At 50.6% G+C, this 23,956-nt stretch carries 25 protein-coding genes; 21 read left to right on the top strand and 4 right to left on the bottom strand.

Features of this window, described 5'->3' with window-relative positions:
* Positions 1–252 precede the first annotated feature (252 nt).
* The 3 genes from NQ012_RS09905 to NQ012_RS09895 all read left to right on the top strand — a co-directional run bounded on the left by NQ012_RS09905 (position 253) and on the right by NQ012_RS09895 (position 2,148).
* Positions 253–1,044 carry a polyamine aminopropyltransferase gene (locus NQ012_RS09905; protein WP_257067450.1) on the top strand — a complete coding sequence of 264 codons (792 nt, stop codon included), beginning with the start codon at positions 253–255 and terminating at the stop codon, positions 1,042–1,044.
* Between the two features lie 66 nt (positions 1,045–1,110).
* Entirely contained in the window at positions 1,111–1,443 is a 333-nt protein-coding gene (locus NQ012_RS09900; RefSeq protein WP_257067449.1) for a (2Fe-2S) ferredoxin domain-containing protein, read from the top strand.
* 45 nt (positions 1,444–1,488) lie between these two features.
* The gene (locus NQ012_RS09895) at positions 1,489–2,148 is read left to right on the top strand and encodes an alpha/beta hydrolase (RefSeq protein ID WP_257067448.1); all 660 of its coding nucleotides are present in this window, start codon (positions 1,489–1,491) and stop codon (positions 2,146–2,148) included.
* A gap of 119 nt (positions 2,149–2,267) precedes the next feature.
* Here NQ012_RS09895 and NQ012_RS09890 read toward each other — a convergent pair whose 3' ends face one another.
* A complete protein-coding gene (locus NQ012_RS09890) occupies positions 2,268–2,618 on the bottom strand; it encodes an energy transducer TonB family protein (protein ID WP_257067447.1) in 351 nt (116 codons plus the stop codon).
* Between the two features lie 587 nt (positions 2,619–3,205).
* On the opposite strand from NQ012_RS09890, the gene dapF reads away from it, so the two are divergent.
* The 5 genes from dapF (at position 3,206) to NQ012_RS09865 (ending at position 7,008) form a co-directional block, all read left to right on the top strand.
* Positions 3,206–4,054: a diaminopimelate epimerase gene (gene dapF, locus NQ012_RS09885; RefSeq protein WP_257067475.1), complete on the top strand. Its 849-nt coding sequence runs from the start codon at positions 3,206–3,208 to the stop codon at positions 4,052–4,054.
* Positions 4,054–4,710, top strand: coding sequence for a DUF484 family protein (locus NQ012_RS09880; protein WP_257067446.1), 657 nt, complete (start codon positions 4,054–4,056; stop codon positions 4,708–4,710). The genes dapF and NQ012_RS09880 overlap by 1 nt, the downstream gene beginning before the upstream one ends.
* Positions 4,711–5,313, top strand: a complete 603-nt coding sequence (locus NQ012_RS09875; protein WP_257067445.1) for a hypothetical protein — start codon at positions 4,711–4,713, stop codon at positions 5,311–5,313.
* Positions 5,314–5,437: 124 nt separating this feature from the next.
* Positions 5,438–6,370: a cysteine synthase A gene (gene cysK / locus NQ012_RS09870; protein WP_257067474.1), complete on the top strand. Its 933-nt coding sequence runs from the start codon at positions 5,438–5,440 to the stop codon at positions 6,368–6,370.
* 128 nt (positions 6,371–6,498) lie between these two features.
* Positions 6,499–7,008 (top strand): prokaryotic membrane lipolipid attachment site family protein, encoded by a 510-nt coding sequence (locus tag NQ012_RS09865; protein ID WP_257067444.1) that lies wholly within the window; start codon positions 6,499–6,501, stop codon positions 7,006–7,008.
* A 72-nt stretch (positions 7,009–7,080) separates the two neighbouring features.
* Here the strand turns inward: NQ012_RS09865 and NQ012_RS09860 are convergent, their stop codons facing one another.
* Both NQ012_RS09860 and NQ012_RS09855 read right to left on the bottom strand, forming a co-directional pair.
* Positions 7,081–7,446: a YkvA family protein gene (locus tag NQ012_RS09860; protein ID WP_257067443.1), complete on the bottom strand. Its 366-nt coding sequence runs from the start codon at positions 7,444–7,446 to the stop codon at positions 7,081–7,083.
* Between the two features lie 256 nt (positions 7,447–7,702).
* Entirely contained in the window at positions 7,703–8,683 is a 981-nt protein-coding gene (locus NQ012_RS09855) for a malate dehydrogenase (protein WP_257067442.1), read from the bottom strand.
* 569 nt (positions 8,684–9,252) lie between these two features.
* On the opposite strand from NQ012_RS09855, the gene sdhC reads away from it, so the two are divergent.
* The 13 genes from sdhC to NQ012_RS09790 all read left to right on the top strand — a co-directional run bounded on the left by sdhC (position 9,253) and on the right by NQ012_RS09790 (position 22,387).
* On the top strand, positions 9,253–9,630 hold the full coding sequence (gene sdhC, locus NQ012_RS09850) for a succinate dehydrogenase, cytochrome b556 subunit (protein ID WP_257067441.1): 378 nt from the start codon (positions 9,253–9,255) through the stop codon (positions 9,628–9,630).
* Positions 9,624–9,971: a succinate dehydrogenase, hydrophobic membrane anchor protein gene (sdhD, locus tag NQ012_RS09845; RefSeq protein ID WP_257067440.1), complete on the top strand. Its 348-nt coding sequence runs from the start codon at positions 9,624–9,626 to the stop codon at positions 9,969–9,971. Before sdhC ends, sdhD begins: the two co-directional genes overlap by 7 nt.
* The gene (gene sdhA / locus NQ012_RS09840; protein WP_257067439.1) at positions 9,968–11,731 is read left to right on the top strand and encodes a succinate dehydrogenase flavoprotein subunit; all 1,764 of its coding nucleotides are present in this window, start codon (positions 9,968–9,970) and stop codon (positions 11,729–11,731) included. The genes sdhD and sdhA overlap by 4 nt, the downstream gene beginning before the upstream one ends.
* Positions 11,732–11,754: 23 nt before the next feature.
* Positions 11,755–12,459: a succinate dehydrogenase iron-sulfur subunit gene (locus tag NQ012_RS09835; protein ID WP_085364737.1), complete on the top strand. Its 705-nt coding sequence runs from the start codon at positions 11,755–11,757 to the stop codon at positions 12,457–12,459.
* A 1-nt stretch (position 12,460) separates the two neighbouring features.
* Positions 12,461–12,709: an FAD assembly factor SdhE gene (locus NQ012_RS09830; RefSeq protein WP_085364738.1), complete on the top strand. Its 249-nt coding sequence runs from the start codon at positions 12,461–12,463 to the stop codon at positions 12,707–12,709.
* Between the two features lie 92 nt (positions 12,710–12,801).
* Entirely contained in the window at positions 12,802–14,085 is a 1,284-nt protein-coding gene (gene gltA / locus NQ012_RS09825; protein ID WP_085364739.1) for a citrate synthase, read from the top strand.
* A gap of 206 nt (positions 14,086–14,291) precedes the next feature.
* Entirely contained in the window at positions 14,292–17,126 is a 2,835-nt protein-coding gene (locus NQ012_RS09820; protein WP_257067438.1) for a 2-oxoglutarate dehydrogenase E1 component, read from the top strand.
* Positions 17,127–17,190: 64 nt separating this feature from the next.
* On the top strand, positions 17,191–18,384 hold the full coding sequence (odhB, locus tag NQ012_RS09815) for a 2-oxoglutarate dehydrogenase complex dihydrolipoyllysine-residue succinyltransferase (RefSeq protein WP_257067437.1): 1,194 nt from the start codon (positions 17,191–17,193) through the stop codon (positions 18,382–18,384).
* Positions 18,385–18,469: 85 nt separating this feature from the next.
* Positions 18,470–18,739 carry a hypothetical protein gene (locus NQ012_RS09810; protein WP_257067436.1) on the top strand — a complete coding sequence of 90 codons (270 nt, stop codon included), beginning with the start codon at positions 18,470–18,472 and terminating at the stop codon, positions 18,737–18,739.
* 154 nt (positions 18,740–18,893) lie between these two features.
* A complete protein-coding gene (lpdA, locus tag NQ012_RS09805; protein ID WP_257067435.1) occupies positions 18,894–20,324 on the top strand; it encodes a dihydrolipoyl dehydrogenase in 1,431 nt (476 codons plus the stop codon).
* A 175-nt stretch (positions 20,325–20,499) separates the two neighbouring features.
* Positions 20,500–20,964, top strand: coding sequence for a Fur family transcriptional regulator (locus tag NQ012_RS09800; protein ID WP_257067434.1), 465 nt, complete (start codon positions 20,500–20,502; stop codon positions 20,962–20,964).
* On the top strand, positions 20,955–21,878 hold the full coding sequence (locus NQ012_RS09795) for a CobW family GTP-binding protein (protein WP_257067433.1): 924 nt from the start codon (positions 20,955–20,957) through the stop codon (positions 21,876–21,878). The genes NQ012_RS09800 and NQ012_RS09795 overlap by 10 nt, the downstream gene beginning before the upstream one ends.
* Before the next feature lie 182 nt (positions 21,879–22,060).
* Positions 22,061–22,387: a YegP family protein gene (locus tag NQ012_RS09790; RefSeq protein ID WP_257067432.1), complete on the top strand. Its 327-nt coding sequence runs from the start codon at positions 22,061–22,063 to the stop codon at positions 22,385–22,387.
* Positions 22,388–23,026: 639 nt separating this feature from the next.
* Here NQ012_RS09790 and serB read toward each other — a convergent pair.
* On the bottom strand, positions 23,027–23,863 hold the full coding sequence (serB, locus tag NQ012_RS09785; RefSeq protein WP_257067473.1) for a phosphoserine phosphatase SerB: 837 nt from the start codon (positions 23,861–23,863) through the stop codon (positions 23,027–23,029).
* Positions 23,864–23,956: the final 93 nt, after the last annotated feature.

Below are 23,956 nucleotides of genomic sequence, written 5' to 3'. Positions count from 1 at the left end.
AAATCCGCAAATGCCACGAAGGCGCACTTTAGTTTTAAGGCATTGTTATCCGCCGGTTGGCATATGTTTCAGGCCGTCTGAATCTTTTCAGACGGCCTGAAACAATAACCTGATATAAATCCCGCCTCTTCCCGAATAATCATAACCTTAAGGATTAATTGCCCACATTTACCGTTGTGGCCGTCTGAAACACCGTTCCAACGCGCCCGAACTGTATTAAAATAACGGCCTTTTCCTACATTCCACCGCTTTATGGCACATCATCCCTACCGCCGCCTGCGCGCGCAGCAATCCGAACTGCCGGAGGTGGGTATTTCCGAATCCGGCAACATCCGCTCGCTGCATTTGGGCAGCGCCACCGTGCAAAGCTCGATGAACCTCGACCATCCCGCCGAGCTGGTGCTTTCATACAGCCGCGCGATGATGGGCTGGCTGCTGTTTGTCGAACAGGCGCCTGCACATATCACCCAAATCGGCCTGGGCGGCGGCTCGTTTGCACGCTGGATAGACGCCTATCTGCCCGACACGCGCCAAACTGCCGTCGATATCAACCCGCAGGTTATCAACGTGGCGCGCAGCCTGTTTGACTTGCCGTTTGAAGACGAGCATTTTGAAATCATCGAAGCCGATGGTGCCGAATACATCAAAACCCTGCGCGGCGGCACCGATGTGGTGCTGGTGGACGGCTTCGACGGCCTGCAAATCGTTGATGCGCTGGTGGAAGAGCCGTTTTTTGAAAACTGCCGCCAAGCATTGTCGGCAAACGGCATTTTCGTAACCAACTGGTGGAGCGGCGACCGCCGCTACCGCCGCTTCGTCGAACGCCTGCTGGGCGTGTTTGAAGGCCGCGTGTTGGAGCTGCCCGCAGAAAGCCACGGCAATGTTGCCGTGATGGCATTCCAAAGCAGCCCGAAAGAGCAAAACCTCGACAAATTGAAAAAGCGCGCCGACAAACTCAGCACGCAATACGGTTTGGATTTCAAACGGATGTTGTCCGAATTGAAAGCCAACAATCAAAACAACGGCAAGCATTTTTATCTGTAAGGCCGTCTGAACAACCATCGAGGCCGTCTGAAACATAACGGGCGGCTTTAAGTAGAAAGAAGTGCCATGAGCTATTTCCAACGTCACCTGTTTATCTGCACCAATGCCCGTCGCGACCCGTGCAAACAAAGTTGCAACGATAACGGCGAAGCCGATGCCGCCGTCGATTTCCTCAAAGGCAATGCCAAAAAAATGGATCTGATCGGCCCCGGCAAACTGCGTATCAGCAGCACAAGCTGCTTGGGGCGCTGCGAGTCCGGCCCGGTGATGGTGATTTATCCGGAAGCCCGCTGGTACACCTATGTGGACGAAGAAGACTTACAGGAAATCCTCGAACAAGATTTGGCAGGCGGCAAAGCCGTTAACCGCCTGCTGGTCGATCAACCGGAAAACCGCTGATTACGTCCGGATTTTTCAGACGGCCAATACACAATATAGATTATCATGCTGAAACCCATTAACCAACTGCATATCCCCGGCCCTGTGGGCATACTCGAAACCATCTATCTGCCCGCGCAAGGGCGGGAGCGCGGCGTAGCCGTAATCAACCATCCCAACCCGCTGCAAGGCGGTACCAACACCAACAAAGTGATACAGACTGTAGCAAAAGCTTTGAGCATACTCGGGTTTCACTGCTATCTGCCCAACCTACGCGGCGTAGGCAACAGCGAAGGCAGCCACGATTACGGCAGGGGCGAGGCCGACGACTGCATCGCCGTTATCGACTATGCCCGTGCAAAACACCCTGAAGCCGCGCTGTTGGCCATCAGCGGTTTTTCGTTCGGCGGTTATGTTTCATTGTTTGCGGCACAACAGCGCGAACCGGATTTGCTGTTATTGGTTGCCCCTGCCGTTAACCATTATGAAAACTGCGAACCCACGGCTCCCGATGCGTCCAAAACCTTGTTGGTTCATGGTGAAACCGATGAAATCGTGGGTTTGGAAAAGGCTTTCAAATGGGCGGCGCCGCAGGATATTCCCGTGTTGGTTTTGCCCGAGTCTTCACACTTTTTCCACGGCAAACTGATTGTTTTGCGCGAAACCTTGCTACGCTTTGTGCCTGTGGTTTTAGGCAGCAGGCAGGCCGATGGTGCTGCCGGCTAACGGCCGAAGGCCGGTTTTGAAAGATTTCTAAAAGGTTTCTGCTATTGGATTGCAGTAACAACGGAAAAGGCACGCCTGTTTTGAAGGCGCGCCTTTTAAGGGGATACGGAACCCATACTTTATTTGGTTAAACCTGCGTGTTGCACCGGCGCGCTTTTGCTGAAATTGATTTCTTTAATCACGCTCAGGTCGATCGAATCACCGTTCATGGTTGCGGGGCGCAAATATTGCGCTTCCATCCAGTCAACCGCTGCGGCGTCAATACTGGCAGAACCGCTGCTGCGCACCACGCGGGCGTCGCTCACATTGCCTTCGGCATTGATGGTGATGCGCATGGCTAAATTGCCGCTGATCGGCGCGGCGGCATCGGAAGCCTTGTGATGGAAAGTAACGCCTTGGGCGAAAGCGGTTTGGGCGCCGGCCAGCAGGGCGAAAGCAGCCACGGTAGAAAGAGCACGTTGGATTTTCATAATTTTGTCCTTGTTGTAATACGTTTCGTAATGTGTTTGGCCATCTTTCAGCATAAAATGGTGGTTAGCTGGCCTTTTGGGTGGGAAAAGCATTGAGAAATATAATATTGCAATATTTTCTGCTTTTCTTGTTATGTATTTTGCATGCTTGAAAAAAATAATGCAATAAGAAAATGCAAGATAAATGGAAAATTTTTTAGATAATCGGTTTGTTTGGAATAATGGTGATAGTTTTATTTAGGCCTGATTGATGGTGTGGCGATAAGGCCGATAACGATGAATCTTATTAAAATTATTTAAAAACAGTATGATATAAAAATGGTTGTTGCGGTATACCATTTTTTTGTGCCTGTAAACTTGGTACTACCGTTTATCTGAATAAAATTCCGATTGTCTCTTGTATGCAACTGTCAATTTTTATTTTCGGTTGAAAACAACGGCCGAAAACCGAAAAAACGTTGATATGAGCCGTATTTCGTTTACGCATCTGTTTTTGTGGTTGCAGGTAACAGCAAAAGCAGATGGTTTGGTGTAGAATCGTCGCCTACGCTTTCAGACGGCCTGAAACAGGGCAGGGAGGGATAATGATGAAAACGCTGAAATTTACCAAAATGCACGGTTTGGGCAATGATTTTATGGTTATCGACGGCATCAGCCAGCCGTTTGAGCCGGAAAACGCACCGCTGACCAAATGGGCCGACCGCCACACGGGCGTGGGTTTCGACCAGCTGTTGTTGGTGGAAAAAGCGCATTCCGATGCGGTGGATTTCCGTTACCGTATCTTTAATGCCGACGGTAGCGAAGTCGAGCAGTGCGGCAACGGCGCGCGCTGCTTTGTACGCTTCGTAGTGGATAAGGGATTGACCGATAAGCAGGAAATTGTGGTCGAAACTGCGCGCGGCATTATTCTGCCCCGTTTGGCGGAAAACGGGTTGGTCAGTGTGAACATGGGCAAGCCCCATTTTATGCCGTCTGAAATTCCTTTTATACCGGCGGCGGGAGAGGCTGTCGATGCGTTAACGCATATTATTTTAGTGGGGCTGGAGTCGGTTCCCGTCAGCTGTGTCAGTATGGGCAACCCTCATGCCGTGATTGTGGTGGACAGCGTGGAAACCGCACCGGTCGAGCAATGGGGCGAAGCGATTGAGTCGCACGAACAATTTCCCGAACGGGTGAATGTGGGCTTCATGGAAGTGGTTGACAGCGGCCACATCCGCTTGCGCGTATATGAACGCGGCGCAGGGGAAACACAAGCCTGCGGCACCGGTGCCTGTGCGGCGGTGGTGGCGGGCATGAGGCTCGGCCTGCTGGAAGCGGGCAAGCAGGTACGTGTGAGTCTGCCGGGCGGCGATTTATATATTTCTTGGCAAAACGGCACCGATGTGGTGATGACCGGCCCTGTGGAAACCGTGTTTGAAGGCGAGTTGCAATACTGATGAATAAAGAAAATATTTTGGCGTTTTTAAGGGAGCATCCGGATTTTTTGGCGGAACATGCCGACGAACTGGGTGTACGCCTGCGTGATGAAAAAGTCCGCTCTTTTGCCCAAGCGCAAGTGGCGGCTTCGCAACTGAAAATCGAAAAAATGGCTTCCCAGCTGAGAACCATGCTGGCCGATTCAGAGGCAAACCGCACGATTATGCTGCGCCAGTTGGCATTGGATGTGCAATTGCTGGGGGCAAATACGGCCGGCCAATTGATTCATGCCTTATACCGTTCGTTGCAGGAAGATTTCGGCCTGCAACAGTTTGTGTTGAAAATTGCCGTCAAACCGAAAAACAAAGCGCGTATTCCCGATGAGGCCGCCGTGTCTGGTAACACCAAAGTAAGCGCGGAAATCGTCGGGCTTAAAAAACCGTTGTTAGGCAATAAAATAAGCAAAGAAATGCGGGCATTGCTGCCTGATGATTGCAATACGGTTGCGGAAAGTTTTTTGCAGTTGCCTATTCCGATAGGCGGCGGAACAGGTGCGGTGCTGTTGGCGGCAGATGCCGATGTTAACCGCTTTGCCGAAGGCTTGGCTACGGAATCTGTCGAATATATGGCGGCGGCAGTGGGTGCGGCGCTGTCGCGGATTATGGGTTATCGTTAAATGGCCGGTTGGGATGTGTGGATTTCGGCCGTTTATATCGCCGTGTTTTTCACCGCTGTTTTTAAAGCGGGAGAATTCCAATGGTTGTGGGGCAGCGTGCTGTTGTGGATAGGGTTCGGTGTTGCTGGCGCACGCCTTCTGCCGGGTGTGTGGGGCATCACCCATTTGGCTCCGCTTTATATCCCCCATTTCTATATCACGCTGGCGAGCCTGTTTTTCTTTGTGAACCATTGGAAAAGAGCACCAGAAAAAAAGATGTGGCAAGCCGAAAATACCAACGGCTTTATCAGTTTGTTTGCGGTGAGCGGTATGCTGATGAGCATCGTATTCGCCGCATTGGTTCTGATGGTGTACAGCCGCTTTCCGGGAGGCATTACGCCTTATGTACTGCCCGCGCTGTTGCAGCTTTACGCACTCAAACCGGCTTATTGGTTCGGTATGCAGGCGGTGATTATGGTGGTTTTCTACCTGCACCGCAAAGTTATAGCGGGCGAAACGGCAAACCGTTTCAGCAGCCGCCAGCTGCAACTGGGTTTTTTGCTGGCGTTATTGTTTCAGACGGCCTGCGTAGTTGCCGCATTGTCGGATATCCGTTACGGTTAAGTGCTGCACGGCTCGGCTTACAACCAAAAGTTATAAATTAAGAAAGATATGGTATTGGTTTTTCAGACGGCCTGAATTTAATATGCCGGTTGTCAATATCCCCCAATCTATCAGGAGTAGAATGATGAACATTGCACACAGCATTACCGACTTAATCGGCAATACCCCGTTGGTTGAGCTGAACCGCCTCACCGAAGGCTTGCCCGGCCGCGTTGTTGCCAAACTGGAATTTTTCAACCCCGGCAGCAGCGTAAAAGACCGTATTGCCACCTCAATGATCGACGCGGCCGAAAAAGCCGGCAAAATCAATAAAGACACGGTTATCGTCGAAGCCACCAGCGGCAATACCGGCATCGGTTTGGCCATGGTGTGTGCCGCCCGCGGCTACAAACTGGCCATCACCATGCCCGAGAGCATGAGTAAAGAGCGCCGTATGCTGTTGCGCGCGTTCGGTGCCGAACTGATCCTGACCCCCGCCGCAGAAGGCATGGGCGGTGCGATTGCCAAAGCTCAGGCTTTGGTCGACGAAAACCCCAATACTTACTTTATGCCGCGCCAATTCGATAATGAAGCCAACCCGCAGATCCACCGCGAAACCACCGCCGAAGAAATTTGGCGCGATACCGACGGCAAAGTGGATATTTTCGTGGCCGGTGTAGGCACGGGCGGCACGATTACCGGCGTGGGCGAAGTGTTGAAAGCGCGCAAACCCGAAGTGGAAATCGTTGCGGTGGAGCCGGAGGCTTCGCCCGTGTTGAGTGGCGGTGAAAAAGGTCCGCACCCGATTCAGGGTATCGGCGCGGGTTTTGTACCCAGCATTCTGAATACCGGTATCTACGACAGCATTATTAAAGCGTCTAACGAAGCTGCATTTGCAACAGCCCGAGCCATGGCCGAGAAAGAAGGTATTTTGGTGGGTATTTCTTCGGGCGCAGCCGTAGCTGCCGCGTTGGAGCTGGCTAAAAAGCCTGAAAATAAAGACAAATTGATTGTGGTGCTGATTCCTTCTTACGGTGAGCGTTATCTGTCTACCCCGCTGTTTGCCGACTTGGCATAAAAACACAGCAACCCCATATTAAAGGCCGTTCAGACGGCCTTTTTTACGTTTTTCTTTATGCTGTCGGATAAAGTAAAATAATGACCGTTTGTCATTTATTATTGGATTATCCGTTAAATCTGATTATAATGTGCCGTATGAAAAAGCATATCCCCCTCCTATTCGTATTGGCTGCATTGGCAGGTTGTGAAACCATTTACCTTCCTTCTTTAAAAGAAGTGCCGGTTAAACCCACCAATGTTAAAAAAGAGCCTGCTAAAAAACAAACGGAAAAAGCTCCGTACCGTTTGGCGGAAAGCCATTGGACGGATGTGTCGAAAATCCGTGACGAGGCAACGCGTTTGAGTTATCAGGTCAGCCAAGGCCAGATTACCAAAGTTCAGGCTGCGCAGTATCTCAACCGCTTCCGCATCCAGCAGGTCGGCAGAAACTCCGTGGACGACAGCATGTATGAGGTTTACCTGCGTTCGGCCGTGGATAGCCAGCGCGGCGCCATCAGCAGCCAGCAATCCAAGCTGTATGTACAGAATGCGTTGAGAGGCTGGCAACAACGCTGGCCGAATATGAGCAATAAACCTTCCAATCCCGCATTTACCAACTTCCTGATGGAAGTGATGGACATGCGCCCGTTGGAGTAATTTTGATAACAACACTTTAAAGGCCGTCTGAAAAATTTTTCAGACGGCCTTTAAGCTTTTCAAAATCACATATCAGCGCGACAACAGTTTTTCGGTTGCCAAGCGCGCTTTTTCACGGATTTCATCGGTGAGATGGCTTTTCATTTGCGCATACACCAAGGTAATCACCGCAATATCGTCGCTAAACCCCAAAGGGCCGAGTAAATCGGGAATACTGTCTATCGGGCTGAAAAAATAAACCAATGCGCCGAGAATAATCATTTTCGTCCGCTTGGGTGTGGCAGGGTCTTTAAACAGAAAATAAAGAGCATAAAGCTGTCTGACTGCCGGGGCACCCAATCTGCCTGCAAAGCGTGCGAGTTTTCTCAGAAAACCCGGTTCGTCTAATTTTTTTCGGCGGAATTTGGGAATAAACTCTTCAGGGGAGGGGCGGTTCATATTTAACATCCTCTATACACAATAAGGGTTTTACCAAGGCGGTTTTGCAGCCTGAACATAACACTAAATGGTGGAAGTTGCGCCGATTACAAGGGATGGAGCGTGTGAAGTACATGTAAAATATTGAAATATGGTTGTTCAACATACGGTACGGTTTCATTATATTTATGAAAATTTGGTTTATAAAAAAAGGCCGTCTGAAAAATATTTCAGACGGCCTTTTTGTTGGGTAAAGCGGAAAATAAACCGGTAAGGATTAAGACAGCAAATGGGCAACGCCGGCTTTTTCTTCTTCCAATTCTTTCAGGGTGATGTTGATGCGTTCACGGCTGAAATCGTCGATTTCCAAACCTTCAACCAATTTGTATTCGCCGTTTTCGCAAGTTACGGGGAAGCCGAACATGGTGCCTTCGGGAATACCGTAAGAGCCGTCAGACGGAATACCCATGGTTACCCACTTGCCGTTGGTGCCCAATACCCAGTCGCGAATGTGGTCGATAGCAGCATTGGCAGCCGAAGCGGCGGAAGAAAGGCCGCGTGCTTCGATAATGGCCGCGCCACGTTTGCCAACGGTAGGCAGGAACACATCGGCATTCCAGGCTTGGTCGTTAATCATATCCTTAACGCTGTCGCCGTTGATGGTGGCGAAACGGTAATCGGCATACATGGTGGGCGAGTGGTTGCCCCATACGCACAGTTTTTCAATGGCTGAAACCGGTTTACCGGTTTTCTCTGCGATTTGGCTCAAGGCCCGGTTGTGGTCGAGACGCAGCATGGCGGTGAAGTTTTTAGCAGGCAGGTCGGGAGCCGATTTCATGGCGATATAGGCATTGGTGTTGGCAGGATTGCCCACAACCAATACTTTAACGTTGCGGTCGGCCACTTTATTCAAAGCAGCGCCTTGCTTGGTAAAGATTTCGGCGTTCGCCAGCAGCAAATCGGCACGCTCCATGCCTTTGCTGCGGGGGCGCGAACCAACCAGAATGGCAACTTGGGCATCTTTAAACGCAACCTCAGGATCATCGGTAGTGAACATATCGGCCAAGAGCGGGAATGCGCAATCTTGCAGTTCCATCATCACGCCTTTCACGGCGTTTTGAGCTTGCGGCAAATCCAGCAATTGCAGAATAACAGGCTGGTCTTTGCCCAGCATTTCGCCGCTGGCGATACGGAACAGTAAAGCATAACCGATTTGGCCGGCAGCGCCGGTTACGGCAACACGAACGGGTGATTTCATACCAAAACTCTCCTGAGTGATTTGTGATCGTGAAAACAACGTTTGGTAAGTGTTTTTCAGACGGCCTTTTGAGTTGGTTGAAGGCCGTCTGAAAATAGTTGGAAAACCAAAACGCTGGTTGGCGGATAAGCCAGAAAGCATCTTCCATGATTGACATGAAAACAGACAGATTCGACTCGCCGGCATTGTATTCTATTATCCGATTCAGGCTGTATCATACCAAAATTATCTAACGGGGCAATAAAATTTTGTAATCGGATGAAATTATTTTGTTATCAGGTGAAGCAATTACTTGTTTATGCCCGATTGTCAGGTATTGCAGGAAGTTAGAGAAGCGTTTGAATATGGGGTAAAAATAAGAAATAAATGAAATTTTCTCTGCCTAAAACAGATGTTTGTTAAACAGGTTGTTAAATTTTATTAAAAAACTGTCTTTCGGGGCTAGCCAACAAGTGGCAAACCATGTAAATTACGCCGTGACGTAGTTTCATGTAGCCGATTTCAGCAAAAAGCTGGGGGCTGCTTCAGGTTTTGAGTTTTTGAGAAATTCTGTGAAAGAGGATATTGAAATGCAGACGAAACAGCGCCCTGTATTCCTAGAAATCCCCAATATCAGGTTGCCGATACCCGGGATTGTTTCCATTCTGCACCGCATCAGCGGGGTCATTTTGTTTGTGAGCCTGCCTTTGCTGTTGTGTTTCTTGGCCGGCACTTTGAGCCGTGAGGCCGCATTTGAAACCTACCGCTCCGTGGTGTCCAACCCTTTGGTTAAACTGATTTTGATCGGTTTGTTGTGGGCGTATTTGCATCACTCTCTGGCCGGTATCCGTTTCCTGCTGCTGGACGCACATAAAGGTTTGGAATTGCAAACTGCCCGCGCTACTGCGAAATTGGCATTTGCATCCGCTTTGGTGTTAACTGTGGTAATAGGAGCATGGTTATGGTAGACCGTAAACTGGCCGGTGCCCATTACGGCTTGCGCGATTGGGCAATGCAGCGTGCTACGGCTGTTATTATGCTGATTTATACCGTTGCATTCATTATCTTTTTGTTGGCATTGCCCGGTGATTATGAATCGTGGCAGGCATTTTTTGCACAAGTATGGGTGAAAGTGTTTACCCAAGTTACTTTTATTGCGTTGTTTCTGCATGCGTGGGTAGGTATCCGGGATTTGTGGATGGACTACATCAAGCCTTTCGGCTTACGCTTGTTTTTGCAAGTGGCCACCATCGTTTGGTTGGTTGGTTGCTTGGTTTATTCGGTTAAAGTAATTTGGGGTATCGTATGAGTTTTCCTATCCGTAAATTTGATGCTGTTATTGTCGGTGGCGGTGGCGCCGGTTTGCGTGCTGCATTGCAACTGTCCAAATCGGGCTTGAATACCGCTGTTTTGTCTAAAGTGTTCCCCACACGTTCGCATACGGTTGCTGCGCAAGGCGGTATCTCGGCTTCTTTGGGTAATGTGCAGGAAGACCGCTGGGACTGGCATATGTATGATACCGTAAAAGGTTCCGATTGGCTGGGCGATCAGGATGCCATCGAATTTATGTGCCGCCGCGCCCCCGAAGCCGTTATCGAATTGGAACATATGGGTATGCCGTTTGACCGTGTGGAAAGCGGCAAAATCTATCAGCGTCCTTTCGGCGGCCATACCGCCGAACACGGTAAACGCGCGGTAGAGCGTGCCTGCGCTGTGGCAGACCGTACCGGCCATGCCATGCTGCATACGCTCTACCAGCAAAACGTGCGTGCCAATACCCAATTCTTTGTGGAGTGGACCGCGTTGGATTTGATTCGCGACGATAACGGTGATGTGGTTGGCGTAACCGCGATGGAAATGGAAAGCGGCGACGTTTATATTTTCCATGCAAAAGCCGTGTTGTTTGCTACCGGCGGAGCCGGCCGAATCTATGCTTCTTCAACAAATGCCTTTATGAATACCGGCGACGGTTTGGGTATTTGTGCGCGCGCAGGCATTCCGTTGGAAGATATGGAATTTTGGCAATTTCACCCCACCGGCGTAGCCGGGGCGGGTGTGCTGATTACCGAGGGCGTGCGCGGTGAGGGCGGCATTCTGCTAAACGCAGACGGCGAGCGCTTTATGGAACGTTATGCACCGACTGTAAAAGACTTGGCTTCGCGCGATGTGGTTTCGCGTGCGATGGCGATGGAAATTTATGAAGGCCGCGGCTGCGGTAAAAATAAAGACCACGTACTCTTGAAAATCGACCATATCGGTGCAGAGAAAATCATGGAAAAACTGCCGGGTATCCGTGAGATTTCCATTCAGTTTGCCGGCATCGATCCTATTAAAGACCCGATTCCCGTTGTGCCGACTACGCACTATATGATGGGCGGTATTCCCACTAACTATTTGGGTGAAGTAGTCGTACCTAAAGACGGTAACCCCGAAACAATAGTAAACGGCCTGTACGCAGCCGGGGAGTGTGCCTGTGCATCGGTTCACGGTGCCAACCGCTTGGGCACCAACTCGTTACTGGATTTAGTGGTATTTGGTAAATCCGCCGGCGACAGTATGATTGAATACATCAATCAACAAAACGGTTGGAAAGAATTGCCCGCCGATGCGGGGCAACTGACCAAACAACGTTTGGATCGTCTGAACAATCAAACCGGCGGCGAAAATGTGGATGCCTTGCGCAACGAGCTGCAACGTACCGTTCAACTGCACGCTGGCGTATTCCGAACCGATGCCATCTTGAAAGAAGGCGTTGAAAAAGTTTTGAAAATTGCCGAACGCGTAAAAAACACCGAAATCAAAGACAAGAGCCAAGTTTGGAATACGGCGCGTATCGAAGCTTTGGAGCTGGATAACCTTATCGAAGTAGCCAAAGCCACTTTGGTTGCTGCCGAAGCCCGCAAGGAGTCGCGCGGCGCCCACGCTTCGGACGACCACCCCGAGCGTGATGACGAGAACTGGATGAAACACTCTCTGTTTTACACGGCAGACAACAGCTTGGCCTACAAACCGGTTCACACCAAACCATTAACCGTTGACTATATCGAACCGGCCAAGCGCGTTTACTAAAAAGAACATAAGGAACACAGCACATGGAAAAAGTACGTTTTCAGGTGTATCGCTACAATCCTGATGTAGATGCCAAGCCGTATATGAAAGATTACGAGCTTGAAATCGAACCTACCGACGTAAAACTGCTGGATGCTCTTGTGAAGCTGAAAGCAATGGACGACAGCTTGTCGTTCCGCCGCTCTTGCCGCGAAGGTATTTGCGGTTCAGACGGCATGAATATCAATGGTAAGAACGGTTTGGCTTGTTTAACGGATATCCGCAGTTTGAAACAGCCGATTAAACTCCGCCCGTTGCCCGGCTTGCCGGTAATCCGTGATTTAATCGTTGATATGACGCAGTTTTTCAAGCAATACCATTCTATTAAGCCGTATGTGGTCAATGATACCCCGGCTCCTGATCGCGAACGCCTGCAAACTCAGGAAGAGCGTAAAGAGCTGGATGGTTTGTATGAGTGTATTTTGTGTGCCTGTTGTTCAACGGCGTGCCCGTCTTTCTGGTGGAACCCAGACAAATTCGTGGGACCGTCAGGCTTGCTGAATGCTTACCGCTTTATTGCGGACAGCCGTGACACGATTACCAATGAACGTTTGGATAATTTGAACGATCCCTACCGGTTGTTCCGTTGCCACACGATTATGAACTGCGTTGACGTATGCCCGAAACACTTGAATCCGACCAGGGCTATCGGTAAGATTAAAGAAATCATGTTGAAGCGAGCAGTTTAATATGCCTGTTTTCGACGAAGCTGCCAAACGCAGAATCCGTTATCAAACCCGTCGTGGGCTGCTTGAGCTCGATATTGTGCTCGGGCGGTTCATGGATAAAGAATTCCAGAATCTCAGCGATGAGGAACTGGCGGTATTTGTGGATATTTTGGAATTACCCGACCAAGAGTTTTTGGCTCTGGTTAACCAAAAAGAAGAAACAACCGATGCCCGTTTTCTTCCTCTTCTGGAAAAAATCAGGGGAGCCTGAGTGTTATCGGGCCGTCTGAAAACCGCAGGACCGGGTTGCGTAAATTCAATGCGCCGAGTCTGATCCCAATAGAAAAATATAAGGAGCAAGAGATGTCTAAAACAGTAAAATTGCAGGCCGAAGGTAAAGATACGCTGGAATTGCCGGTGTTGGAAGGTACTTTAGGCCCGGATGTGGTCGATATCCGTACCTTTACCAAAGGTACTGGCATGTTTACGTTTGACCCCGGTTTTGTATCTACCGCCAGCTGCGAATCGAAAATCACGTTTATTGATGGTGATAAAGGCCAGCTTTATTACCGCGGTTATCCGATTGAACAGTTGGCTGAAAGCAGCGATTATTTAGAAACCTGTTATTTGCTGATTTACGGCGAGCTGCCGACAGCAGAGCAAAAAGCTAAGTTTGAAGATACCGTTATGCACCACACTATGGTGCACGAACAATTAACGTGGTTCTTCCGCGGTTTCCGCCGCGATGCCCACCCCATGGCCATGATGGTGGGTGTAGTGGGAGCGTTGTCGGCTTTCTATCAAGACAGCTTGGAAATTTCAGATCCCGAGCACCGCAAGATTGCCATTTACCGCTTGATTTCAAAAATTCCGACAATTGCGGCAATGTGTTACCGTTATTCAAACGGCCTGCCGTTTAATTATCCGCGCAACGATCTTTCTTACACGGCAAACTTTATGCACATGATGTTTGCTACTCCGTGTGAGAGCTACACGCCGAATCCGGTATTGGTTCGTGCGCTTGACCGTATCTTTATTTTGCACGCTGATCACGAACAAAATGCCTCCACCTCTACCGTGCGCTTGGCCGGTTCTTCAGGTGCCAATCCGTTTGCATGTATCGCTGCCGGTATTGCCAGCTTGTGGGGACCTGCCCACGGCGGTGCAAACGAAGCAGTGCTGAAAATGCTTGATGAAATCGGCGATGTATCCAATGTTGCGGCCTTCATGGAAGGTGTGAAAGAGCGTAAATACCGCTTGATGGGCTTCGGTCACCGTGTTTACCGCAATATGGATCCGCGTGCGAGCATTATGCGCGAAACGTGTTATGAAGTGCTGAAAGAGCTTGGCTTGGAGGACGATCCGCAATTCAAGCTGGCTATGGAATTGGAACAAATCGCGCTGAACGATCCTTATTTTGTTGAGCGCAAACTGTATCCGAATGTGGACTTCTATTCAGGTATCGTATTGTCTGCATTAGGCATTCCGGTTTCTATGTTTACTGTTATTTTTGCGTTGGCGCGCACCGTCGGCTGGATTTCCCATTGGCATGAAATGATTAGTGATCCGAATCAGAAAATCGGTCGTCCGCGCCAGTTGTATACAGGTGCAGCACGCCGCGACTTCGTTCCTGTTGATAAGCGTTAATGACGGCGTGCCCTGTAAATTTAAATATGAACGGTTTAGGTTTTCGGGGTATGCTTTGTAATTAAATTACTTGAAAATCAACATAGAAAACATTAGCAAACTTAAAATGCAAAGAGTAGAATAAACGTATTTTCAGACGGCCTTTGGCTATGTTTTGAAAATAAGAAATTCTACTCTTTATTTTATACAGGCAAAGGGCAATCCCCATGATGGAAGACAAGCTCAATTTTTCATATTTATTTGGTTCAAACGCACCTTACATTGAAGAGTTATACGAAAATTTCCTAAACGATCCGAATTCTGTGGATGATAAATGGAAACAATATTTTAGCGACCTTGCCGCACAACCGGGAGCGGCAGAGCGCGATGTTCCGCACCGCCCGATCCAGGAATCATTCGCCAATCTGGCTAAAAACAGAGCAACCGCTGCCATTTCGGGCGGTTTGGATGAAAGTATGATGAAAAAGCAGGTCGGCGTTTTGCGCATGATGTCTGCTTACCGTATCCAAGGCGTAGGCGCGGCACAGCTTGATCCGCTCCAGCGTATGCCTCCCAGAAACATTGATGCTTTAGACCCCAAATTCCACGGTTTGGATGCTGCCGATATGGCGGTACAGTTCAGCGTGGGTGAAGGGGACTTTGCCGGCAGCGATAAAATGACCCTGTCTGATATTGTCAGCAAGTTGAAACAGACTTATTGCGGTCATATCGGTATTGAATATATGTATATCGCCAATACTGAAGAGCGTCGTTGGATTCGCAATTATTTTGAAGGTTCTTTATCTACCCCCAAATTTGATGCCGATGAAAAGCGTTATATTCTCAAACAATTAACTGCGGCAGAAACTTTGGAGCGTTATCTCCATACCAAATATGTCGGCCAAAAACGCTTCTCGGTCGAGGGTGGGGAAAGCTCGATTGTAGGTTTGAACTACCTGATTCAGAACGCCGGAAAAGACGGTATCGAAGAAGTGATTATCGGTATGGCGCACAGGGGCCGTCTGAATGTATTGGTGAACACGTTGGGTAAAAAGCCCGGAGATTTGTTTGCGGAATTCGAAGGCCGTGCGGCTGCCACACTCCCCAGCGGTGACGTAAAATACCACATGGGCTTCAGCTCGGATATTGCTACGCCCAACGGCGCAGTACACGTTACGTTGGCATTCAACCCTTCTCACCTTGAAATCGTTAATCCGGTGGTGGAAGGCTCGACGCGGGCAAAACAGCGCCGTCGCGGAGAAGGCGGCCAAAACCAGGTGTTGCCGGTATTGATTCACGGCGACTCCGCCTTTATCGGCTTGGGTGTAAACCAAGCAACGTTCAACCTCTCCAAAACACGCGGCTATACCACCGGCGGTACCATCCACTTGGTTATTAACAACCAAATCGGCTTTACCACATCCGATACCCGCGATGTGCGCTCTACTGTGTATTGCACAGATATTGCCAAAATGGTGGAAGCCCCCGTATTCCATGTGAACGGCGATGACCCGGAAGCCGTATGCTTCGTGGTGCAGGCGGCGTTGGATTACCGCAAGCAATTTAATAAAGACGTTGTTATCGATTTGGTTTGTTACCGCAAGCTCGGCCATAACGAGGGCGATGATCCCACGCTGACTCAACCGATGATGTATAAAAAGGTTGCCAAGCATCCCGGTACCCGCGCACTATATGCCGATAAACTGCTGGCTGAAGGTGTGATTAAAGCGGAAGAGGCAGAAAGCTTTATCCAAGCCTATCGTGATGCTTTGGACAAAGGCGAGCACGTCGAGCAAACACGCCTCACCGACTATGAAAGCAAACACCGTGTGGATTGGTCAAAATACCAAGGCCAAGACTGGCGCGAGCAAGTGGAAAGCGGCTTATCGGCGGCGGATATCCAACGCTTGACAGACAAATTTACCGAAGTGCCTGAAGGCTTCGCTTTGCACAATACTGCAAAACGCGTATTGGAGGCGCGTAAATCAATGGCGGCGGGTGAACAGCCGATAGACTGGGGTATGTCGGAAACGCTGGCATACGCGGCGCTGGTAACCAATGGCACGGGCGTGCGTATTTCCGGCGAGGATTCTGGACGCGGCACATTCTCACACCGCCATGCGGTTTTGCACGATCAAAACCGTGAGAAAAGCGATGCGGGTGCTTATATTCCGCTTCGCCATATGGCGGAAAACCAAGCAAACTTCTTGGTGATTGATTCCATCTTGAACGAAGAAGCCGTTATGGCCTACGAATATGGCTTTGCCTGCTCGGCGCCCGATAAACTCACTATTTGGGAAGCGCAGTTCGGCGACTTTGCCAACGGCGCGCAAGTGGTTATCGACCAATTTATTTCTTCAGGCGAAACCAAATGGGGCCGCTTGTGCGGGTTGACTACCATCCTGCCGCACGGTTATGACGGCCAAGGTCCCGAGCACTCTTCGGCACGTTTGGAACGCTGGTTGCAATTGTGTTCCGAGCAGAATATGCAGATTGTGATGCCGTCTGAAGCATCGCAGATGTTCCATATTTTGCGCCGCCAAGCCTTGCGTTCATACCGTAAACCTTTGGTCATCTTCTTGTCTAAACGCTTGTTGCGTTTCAAAGATTCAATGAGCCCGCTGGAAAATTTCGCCGAAGGTTCGACTTTCCGTCCGGTTATCGGCGATACGGTCGAGCGCGCCGATAACGGTAGCGTAAAACGCGTTATTCTGTGTGCCGGCCAGGTTTATTACGATTTGGCGGCTGGCCGTGCGGAGCGCGGGCTGGAAAACGATGTTGCCATTGTGCGTGTGGAACAGCTGTATCCGTTCCCGTATGAAGAAGTTCAGGCAGAGCTGGCAAAATACCCCAACGCTAAAGATGTGGTGTGGTCGCAGGAAGAACCGCGCAACCAAGGCGCTTTCCACCAATTACGCCACCGTATCGAAAAAATCTTGGGCGAACAGCAGAAGCTGGGTTATGCAGGCCGCCCGGCCAGCGCGTCGCCGGCAGTCGGCTATATGAGCAAACACGTTGCCCAGTTGAAACAGCTGGTTGAAGATGCAATGACTTTAAGCTAAACCATTTAAGGCCGTCTGAAACCGATTTGATTATTCAGACGGCCTCACACCACCGGAGAATAAAATGATTGTTGAAGTAAAAGTACCCGTTTTGTCTGAAAGCGTATCTGAAGGCACTTTGATGTCTTGGCATAAAAAAGTGGGTGAATACGTTGAACGCGACGAAATCCTGATTGATGTCGAAACCGATAAAGTTGTATTGGAAGTGCCGTCGCCGCAAGCGGGTGTTTTGGTTGAAATTGTTGCCCAAGACGGCGAAACCGTTGTGGCCGAGCAGCTGCTGGCCAAAATCGATACCGAAGCCAAAGCCGAAGCCGGTGCTTCTGCGCCGGCAACAGAGCAAGCCGCCGCTCCCGCAGCACAAGCTCCTGCTTCCAATACGCAAGCCGGCGTAGCGATGCCGGCGGCCGCCAAACTGGCTGCCGAAAAAGGCGTAGATATCGGTAGCGTACAAGGCTCCGGCCGTGACGGCCGGGTGTTGAAAGAAGACGTGCAGAATGCCGTCGCAGCTCCCAAAACCGCAGCCGCAGCACCTGCCGCTCCGGTGCCTGCCGGTGCGCGCCCTGAACAGCGTGTGCCGATGAGCCGTCTGCGTGCCCGCGTAGCCGAGCGTTTGCTGGCTTCCCAGCAAGAAAACGCGATTCTTACCACTTTTAATGAAGTAAACATGAAGCCGGTAATGGATTTGCGCAATAAATACAAAGAAAAATTTGAGAAAGAGCACGGCGTTAAGTTGGGCTTTATGTCGTTTTTCGTAAAAGCCGCCGTGGCCGCGCTGAAAAAATACCCGGTTGTCAATGCTTCTGTAGACGGCAACGATATCGTTTACCACGGGTATTTCGATATCGGCATCGCTATCGGCAGCCCGCGCGGCTTGGTTGTGCCGATTCTGCGCGATGCAGACCAAATGAGCATCGCCGATATTGAAAAAGCCATCGTCGATTACGCCGTAAAAGCCAAAGACGGTAAAATCGCATTGGAAGATTTAACCGGCGGCACGTTCAGCATCACCAACGGCGGTACATTCGGTTCGATGATGTCCACACCCATCATCAACCCGCCGCAGTCTGCCATTTTGGGCATGCATGCCACCAAAGAGCGTGCCGTGGTAGAAAACGGCCAAGTAGTGGTGCGTCCGATGATGTATTTGGCGCTTTCTTACGACCACCGCATCATCGACGGCCGTGAAGCCGTGCTGACTTTGGTAACCATCAAAGACTTGTTGGAAGATCCTGCACGTCTGTTGCTTGATCTGTAATTCGCAAAATCTGCGGTTTTCAGACGGCCGGATGCGAAAGGCCGTCTGAAAAGCGTTACAGCTGAATGTTAAGATAGGGGGAAATATGAAATATCTGCTTCTTTTATCCGCTTTGGCTTTAAGTGCCTGTGCGGCAACCCATCAGGAAGAATACTTGGTATCGGCCTATGACGGTAAAGGGCGCTTGCTCAGCAAGCGTGTGCAATTGGGCAGCAATAAAGCAGGCGTGCCGTTGGCGCGTGACACTTTGTGTAAAATACACCCGAGAGCCGTTATCCGCGTGCATACAAAAGGCAGCAAGCAGCTTGCCGAGGATTTCAAACCTTATTCATGCAGTTTGAAGAAAGAGATCTGAAAAAGCCACACGGCAATTTCCGGAAATATCCGGTTTGTTTGGCCAATTCGCACTATCAATTTTGTTTTCAGAAACTTCTTTCGATAATTATGCCGTCTGAAAAGTGCCCATGGTTTCAGACGGCACCATACAGATAAAGAGAAAAGGATTAAACATGTCTCAGTTCGACGTAGTCGTTATCGGCGCAGGCCCCGGCGGTTATATCGCCGCAATCCGTGCTGCGCAACTTGGTTTCAAAACCGCCTGTATCGATGCGGGTGTAAACAAAGCAGGCGATGCGCCGGCTTTGGGCGGCACCTGCTTGAATGTGGGCTGTATTCCTTCCAAAGCCTTGTTGCAGTCTTCAGAGCATTACCATGCCGCACAACATGATTTTGCCGAACACGGCATCACCGTCGGCAATGTGAAATTCAATGTCGCTAAAATGATCGAGCGCAAAGATGCTATCGTTACCAAGTTGACCGGCGGTATTAAGTTTCTGTTTCAAAAAAACAAAGTGGAAAGTTTATTTGGTAAGGGTTCGTTGAAGGGCCGTAACGGCGACTTATGGCAGGTTGAAGTTGATAACAAGGGCGAAAAAACAGTGCTGGAAGCTAAAAACGTGATTATCGCCACCGGTTCCGTGCCGCGCCCGTTACCCTTGATTGATATCGACAACGTTAACGTGCTGGATAACGAAGGCGCGTTGAACCTGACCGCTGTGCCGAAAAAGCTGGGTGTAATCGGTTCTGGCGTAATCGGTTTGGAAATGGGTTCGGTTTGGAAGCGCGTAGGTTCCGAAGTAACGATTCTCGAAGCCATGCCCACGTTTTTGGCTGCGGCTGACCAGCAAATCGCCAAAGAAGCATTTAAAATTTTCACCAAAGAGCAGGGACTGGTTATCGAGCTGGGCGTGAAGTTGAATGAAATCAAAAACAGCAAAAAAGGCGTAACCGTTGCTTACGAAGTTGGCGGTCAGGCCAAAGAAGAAACGTTTGACAAACTGATTGTTTCCATCGGCCGCATTCCGAACACCGAAGGCTTGAATGCCGAGGCGGTAGGTTTGGAAAAAGACGAGCGCGGCTTCATTAAAGTGGACGATGAGTGCCGCACCAATCTGCCCAATGTTTGGGCAATCGGCGATGTGGTACGCGGCCCGATGCTGGCACACAAAGCCAGCGATGAGGGTGTGGCCGTGGCCGAGCGCATCGCTGGCCAAAAGCCGCATTTGGATTTCAACACCATTCCGTTCGTTATTTATACAGACCCCGAAATCGCGTGGGTCGGTAAAACCGAAGAGCAGTTGAAAGCGGAGGGTGTGGATTATAAAAAAGGCACTTCGGGCTTTGCCGCTAACGGCCGCGCTTTAGGTTTGGGTAAGGCAAAGGGCACGGTCAAAGTGTTGGCCGATGCAAAAACCGACCGTATTCTCGGTGTGCACATGATCGGCCCGATGGTTAGCGAGTTGGTTGCCGAGGGTGTAACCAGCCTTGAATTTAAAGCCAGCAGCGAAGATATCGCCCGTATCGTTCATGCCCATCCGACGTTGTCGGAAGTGTTGCACGAAGCTTCTTTGGCGGTGGACAAACGCGCTTTGCACGGTTGATCTCAATCTAATGCTGGCTATGTACTGTCGGCTTGCCTTGAATTCCCATTAATATCCAAATGGAAACCAAAGGCCGTCTGAAACGCAAGTTTTCAGACGGCCTTTCACTTCTAACGGATAACACAGTTATAATATAACCTATCCCCTTAAGATTAAGGCCGTCTGAAAGCCGCTTATGACCACGAAACAGAAAATCCTTGCCCAAGCCAAGCACGACGGCGTGCAGGTAACCGCATTGCGCGAACAGGTGCTGGATATTATTTTGCAGCAAACCGGTGTGATTAAAGCCTATAACGTGCTTTCGCAAATGCAGCAGCAGAGCGAAAGTGTAGTTGCCCCGCCCACCGCCTACCGTGCCTTGGATTTTTGGGCGGAGCAGGGCGTTTTGCACAAAGTGGCGGCGGTAAACGGTTATGTGCTGTGCAGCCACGCGCAGCATGATTGCAGCGACCATTGCCACGGGCACGGCGAAGCCGCGCACCACAGCGCCTTTATTTTAGTGTGCACCGAGTGCGGCGCAGTCGACGAACAAACCCTCAGCCAAGAATGGGCGGCGTTGCGGGCAGGCGTGGCCGCCAGCGGCTTTGCATTGAAAGAAGAACACGTTGTTTTAACAGGAACCTGCAAAAAATGCCAGTAAACAAAACCAAAGTGCACCTGATTTCGGGCTTTTTGGGCACCGGCAAAACCACCGCCCTCAAAAGCCTGATGGAACAAAAAGACCCTAACGAAAAATGGGTGATTATCGTGAACGAGTTTGGCGAAATCGGCATCGACGGCGCCGTATTGAGCGATAACGGCATCCCCGTAGCCGAAATTGCCGGCGGCTGCCTGTGCTGTACCGCCGGCGCGCAATTGGGCACGACCGTGCAGAAAATGCTGCGCGACGCCAAACCCGCCCGCCTGATGATAGAAGCCAGCGGCTTGGCGCACGCCGCCAGCGTGATTGACGATTTGAAAGTCAAACCGTTGCAGGAGCAGCTCGAAATCGCCACCGTGTTTACCGTGGTCGATCCGCGCCAGTTCATCAACCCCGATTATGCGCAACAGGCGCTTTATAAAGACCAAATCGGCGTGTGCGACGTTTTGGTGGCGAGCAAAACCGATTTGTGCACCCCCGAAGAACTGGAGCAGTTCCGCGAAAATGCCGCCAAGCTGTTCCCGCCTAAAGCCAAAGTGGTAGAAGTGGAAAACGCCCGCATGGACATTGCCTGGCTCGACATTCCCGTTATCGAAAAACCGCGCTACCGCATCAAAGTGCTGCCCGACAACACCATGGGTTTTCAGTCGCAAGGCTTTACCTTTCCCGCCGGAAAAGATTTCGACGGCGAGAGGCTCACCAATTTCTTCAACGACTTACCCAAGTTTGCCGAAGGCTTGGTGCGCGCCAAAGGCGTGTTTCAGGTGATGGGCACCTGGGTGTGGCTCAACTGGGTGGACGGCAAATGGGGTGCCAGCCAGGTTTCATGGCGGCGCGACAGCCGTTTCGAGCTGATTGCCAAATCGTTTGATGCCGATTTAATCGAAAAAAAATTGAACGAAGCGCTCGAATAAGTTTTCAGACGGCCTTTCGGAAAACAGGATAAGGCCGTCTGAAAGAAGCGGCCAGAATCCAAGCTGCATGGGGTGCGGTATGCGTATTGACAAGCGGGCGGGGCGGTAATTATAGTAAGCGACTAAGAGCATTTAGCCTAACCCCAAAACTCTTTGAACAGAAATAGAGAAGGAGACTGCAAATGGCAACTTTTGAGTTGAAAAAAAGCGATTCCGGCGAATTCCACTTCAATTTTGTGGACGGCGACGACAAAACCATTCTGCGCAGCGAGCAATACGGCAGCAAGGCTTCGGCGCAAAACGGCATCGAATCCGTGCGTAACAACGCAGGCAACGATGCGCGCTACGAGCTGAAAACCAGCGCTTCGGGCAAACTTTATTTCAACCTGAAAGCCGCCAACGGCCAGATTATCGGCACCAGCATGATGTATGCCGACGAAGCCGGCCGCGAAGCCGCCATTGCCGGCCTGAAAAGCAGCGCCGCCCAAGCGAGCGTGGTGGAGGGTTAATAGGCCGGCAGCGTTTTAAAAAACGAGATAAGAGAAAACCGCACTTTTCCGAATCGGGAAAGTGCGGTTTTTCTTTCAGACGGCCTGAGACCTTTGCAAAAATACCCTTAAGGCCGTCTGAAATGCTTAAAATCTCGTCATTCCCGCGTAGGCGGGAATCCAGCCTTAAAACCATCAAGTATTTATTTCAATAACTTACGAAAAAAAACGACTGGATTCCCGCCTACGCGGGAATGACGATAATCGGATATTTCAGACGGCCTAAACGAATTTTGCAAAGGTCTCGGCCTAAACGAATTTTGCGAAGGTCTCGGCCTGTGGGTTTTGCAAGTTGTTTAGGCCGTCTGAAACGTTTGATCCCGTCATTATCGGGCTTGACCCGATAATCCAGTATTTGTTGTTCAGGCGAAAGGCGGATATTTCAGAAACATCCGGCGCTGTATTGCCGGGCCAAGCCCGGTAATGACGGGTAGATTTTACTGGAAACCGTATATCCACATTAAGTTTTCAGACGGCCTTAGGGTATTTTCGTAAAGATTTCAGGCCGTCTGAAATCCCCAATCGTTGTCATACTTGAGTCAAGTCCGCGCATGATGGCTCAGGTTGAAAGTACGGGCTTTAACCCGCCGTCCGCATCTGTCAGCGGAACCAGCCGCGCACGGCTTCGAGGCCGCCGAAATTGATGCAGGCGTCGGCGTGCTGCTGCGCTTTCGGTTTGGCGTGGTAGGCGATGCCCGTACCGGCTTCGAGCAGCATGGGGATATCGTTGGCACCGTCTCCCATGGCAACCACCTGATGGGTGGCCAGTCCCAGTTTTTCGCGGTATTCGGCCAACAGTTCGGCTTTGGCTCGGGCATCGATGATTCTGCCGGTGAGTTTGCCGGTTAAGAGTCCGTTTGAAATTTCCAATACGTTGGCGTGTTGGTATTCAAAGCCCAGCCGCTGTTGCAGGCGTTCGGTGAAAAACGTGAAGCCGCCCGACACCAGCAAAAACGCCACGCCGTGTTTTTTGCATTCGGCCAGCAGGTATTCGGCGCCGGGCGAAAGTTGCAGTATTTGCTCATAAACCTGTTGCAAAACCTGTTCGTTCAAACCCTCCAGCAAGGCAACGCGGCGGCGCAGCGACTGCTCGAAATCCAATTCGCCGCGCATAGCCTGCTCGGTGATTTCGGCCACCTGTGCTTTGAGGCCGACTCCGGCGGCGATTTCGTCCACGCATTCGATGGTAATCAGGGTGGAATCCATATCGCTCACAATCAGCCCCAAATCGGCAAAGGCCAAATCGGGCAGAACGGCATGGTCGATGCGTTGGCGGTTAAGTTCTGCGGCGGCGGCTTCGGGCAGCCGGAAAGTTTCGGTAACGTGAATACGCAAAACGCTGCCGTTTACGGCGGCAGGCGGCAGCCCTAGGGTGTTTAAAACGCTTAAATCGCATTGCGAAAGGGCGGAGTGCTGAAGAACGAGTACGCGCGGCATCATGGTTCGGAGAAGTGGTTGGTGAAAAGCGGGATTATAAAAGAAATCGCGGCGGCCGTCTGAAAAGCGGGCGGCGTTCAGACGGCCTTTGCC

This window comes from Neisseria dentiae (assembly GCF_024580525.1).
GTDB lineage: Bacteria > Pseudomonadota > Gammaproteobacteria > Burkholderiales > Neisseriaceae > Neisseria > Neisseria dentiae_A.
Note: the sequence above shows the minus strand (reverse complement) of the source record. Positions and strands in the feature narration are given on the sequence as shown.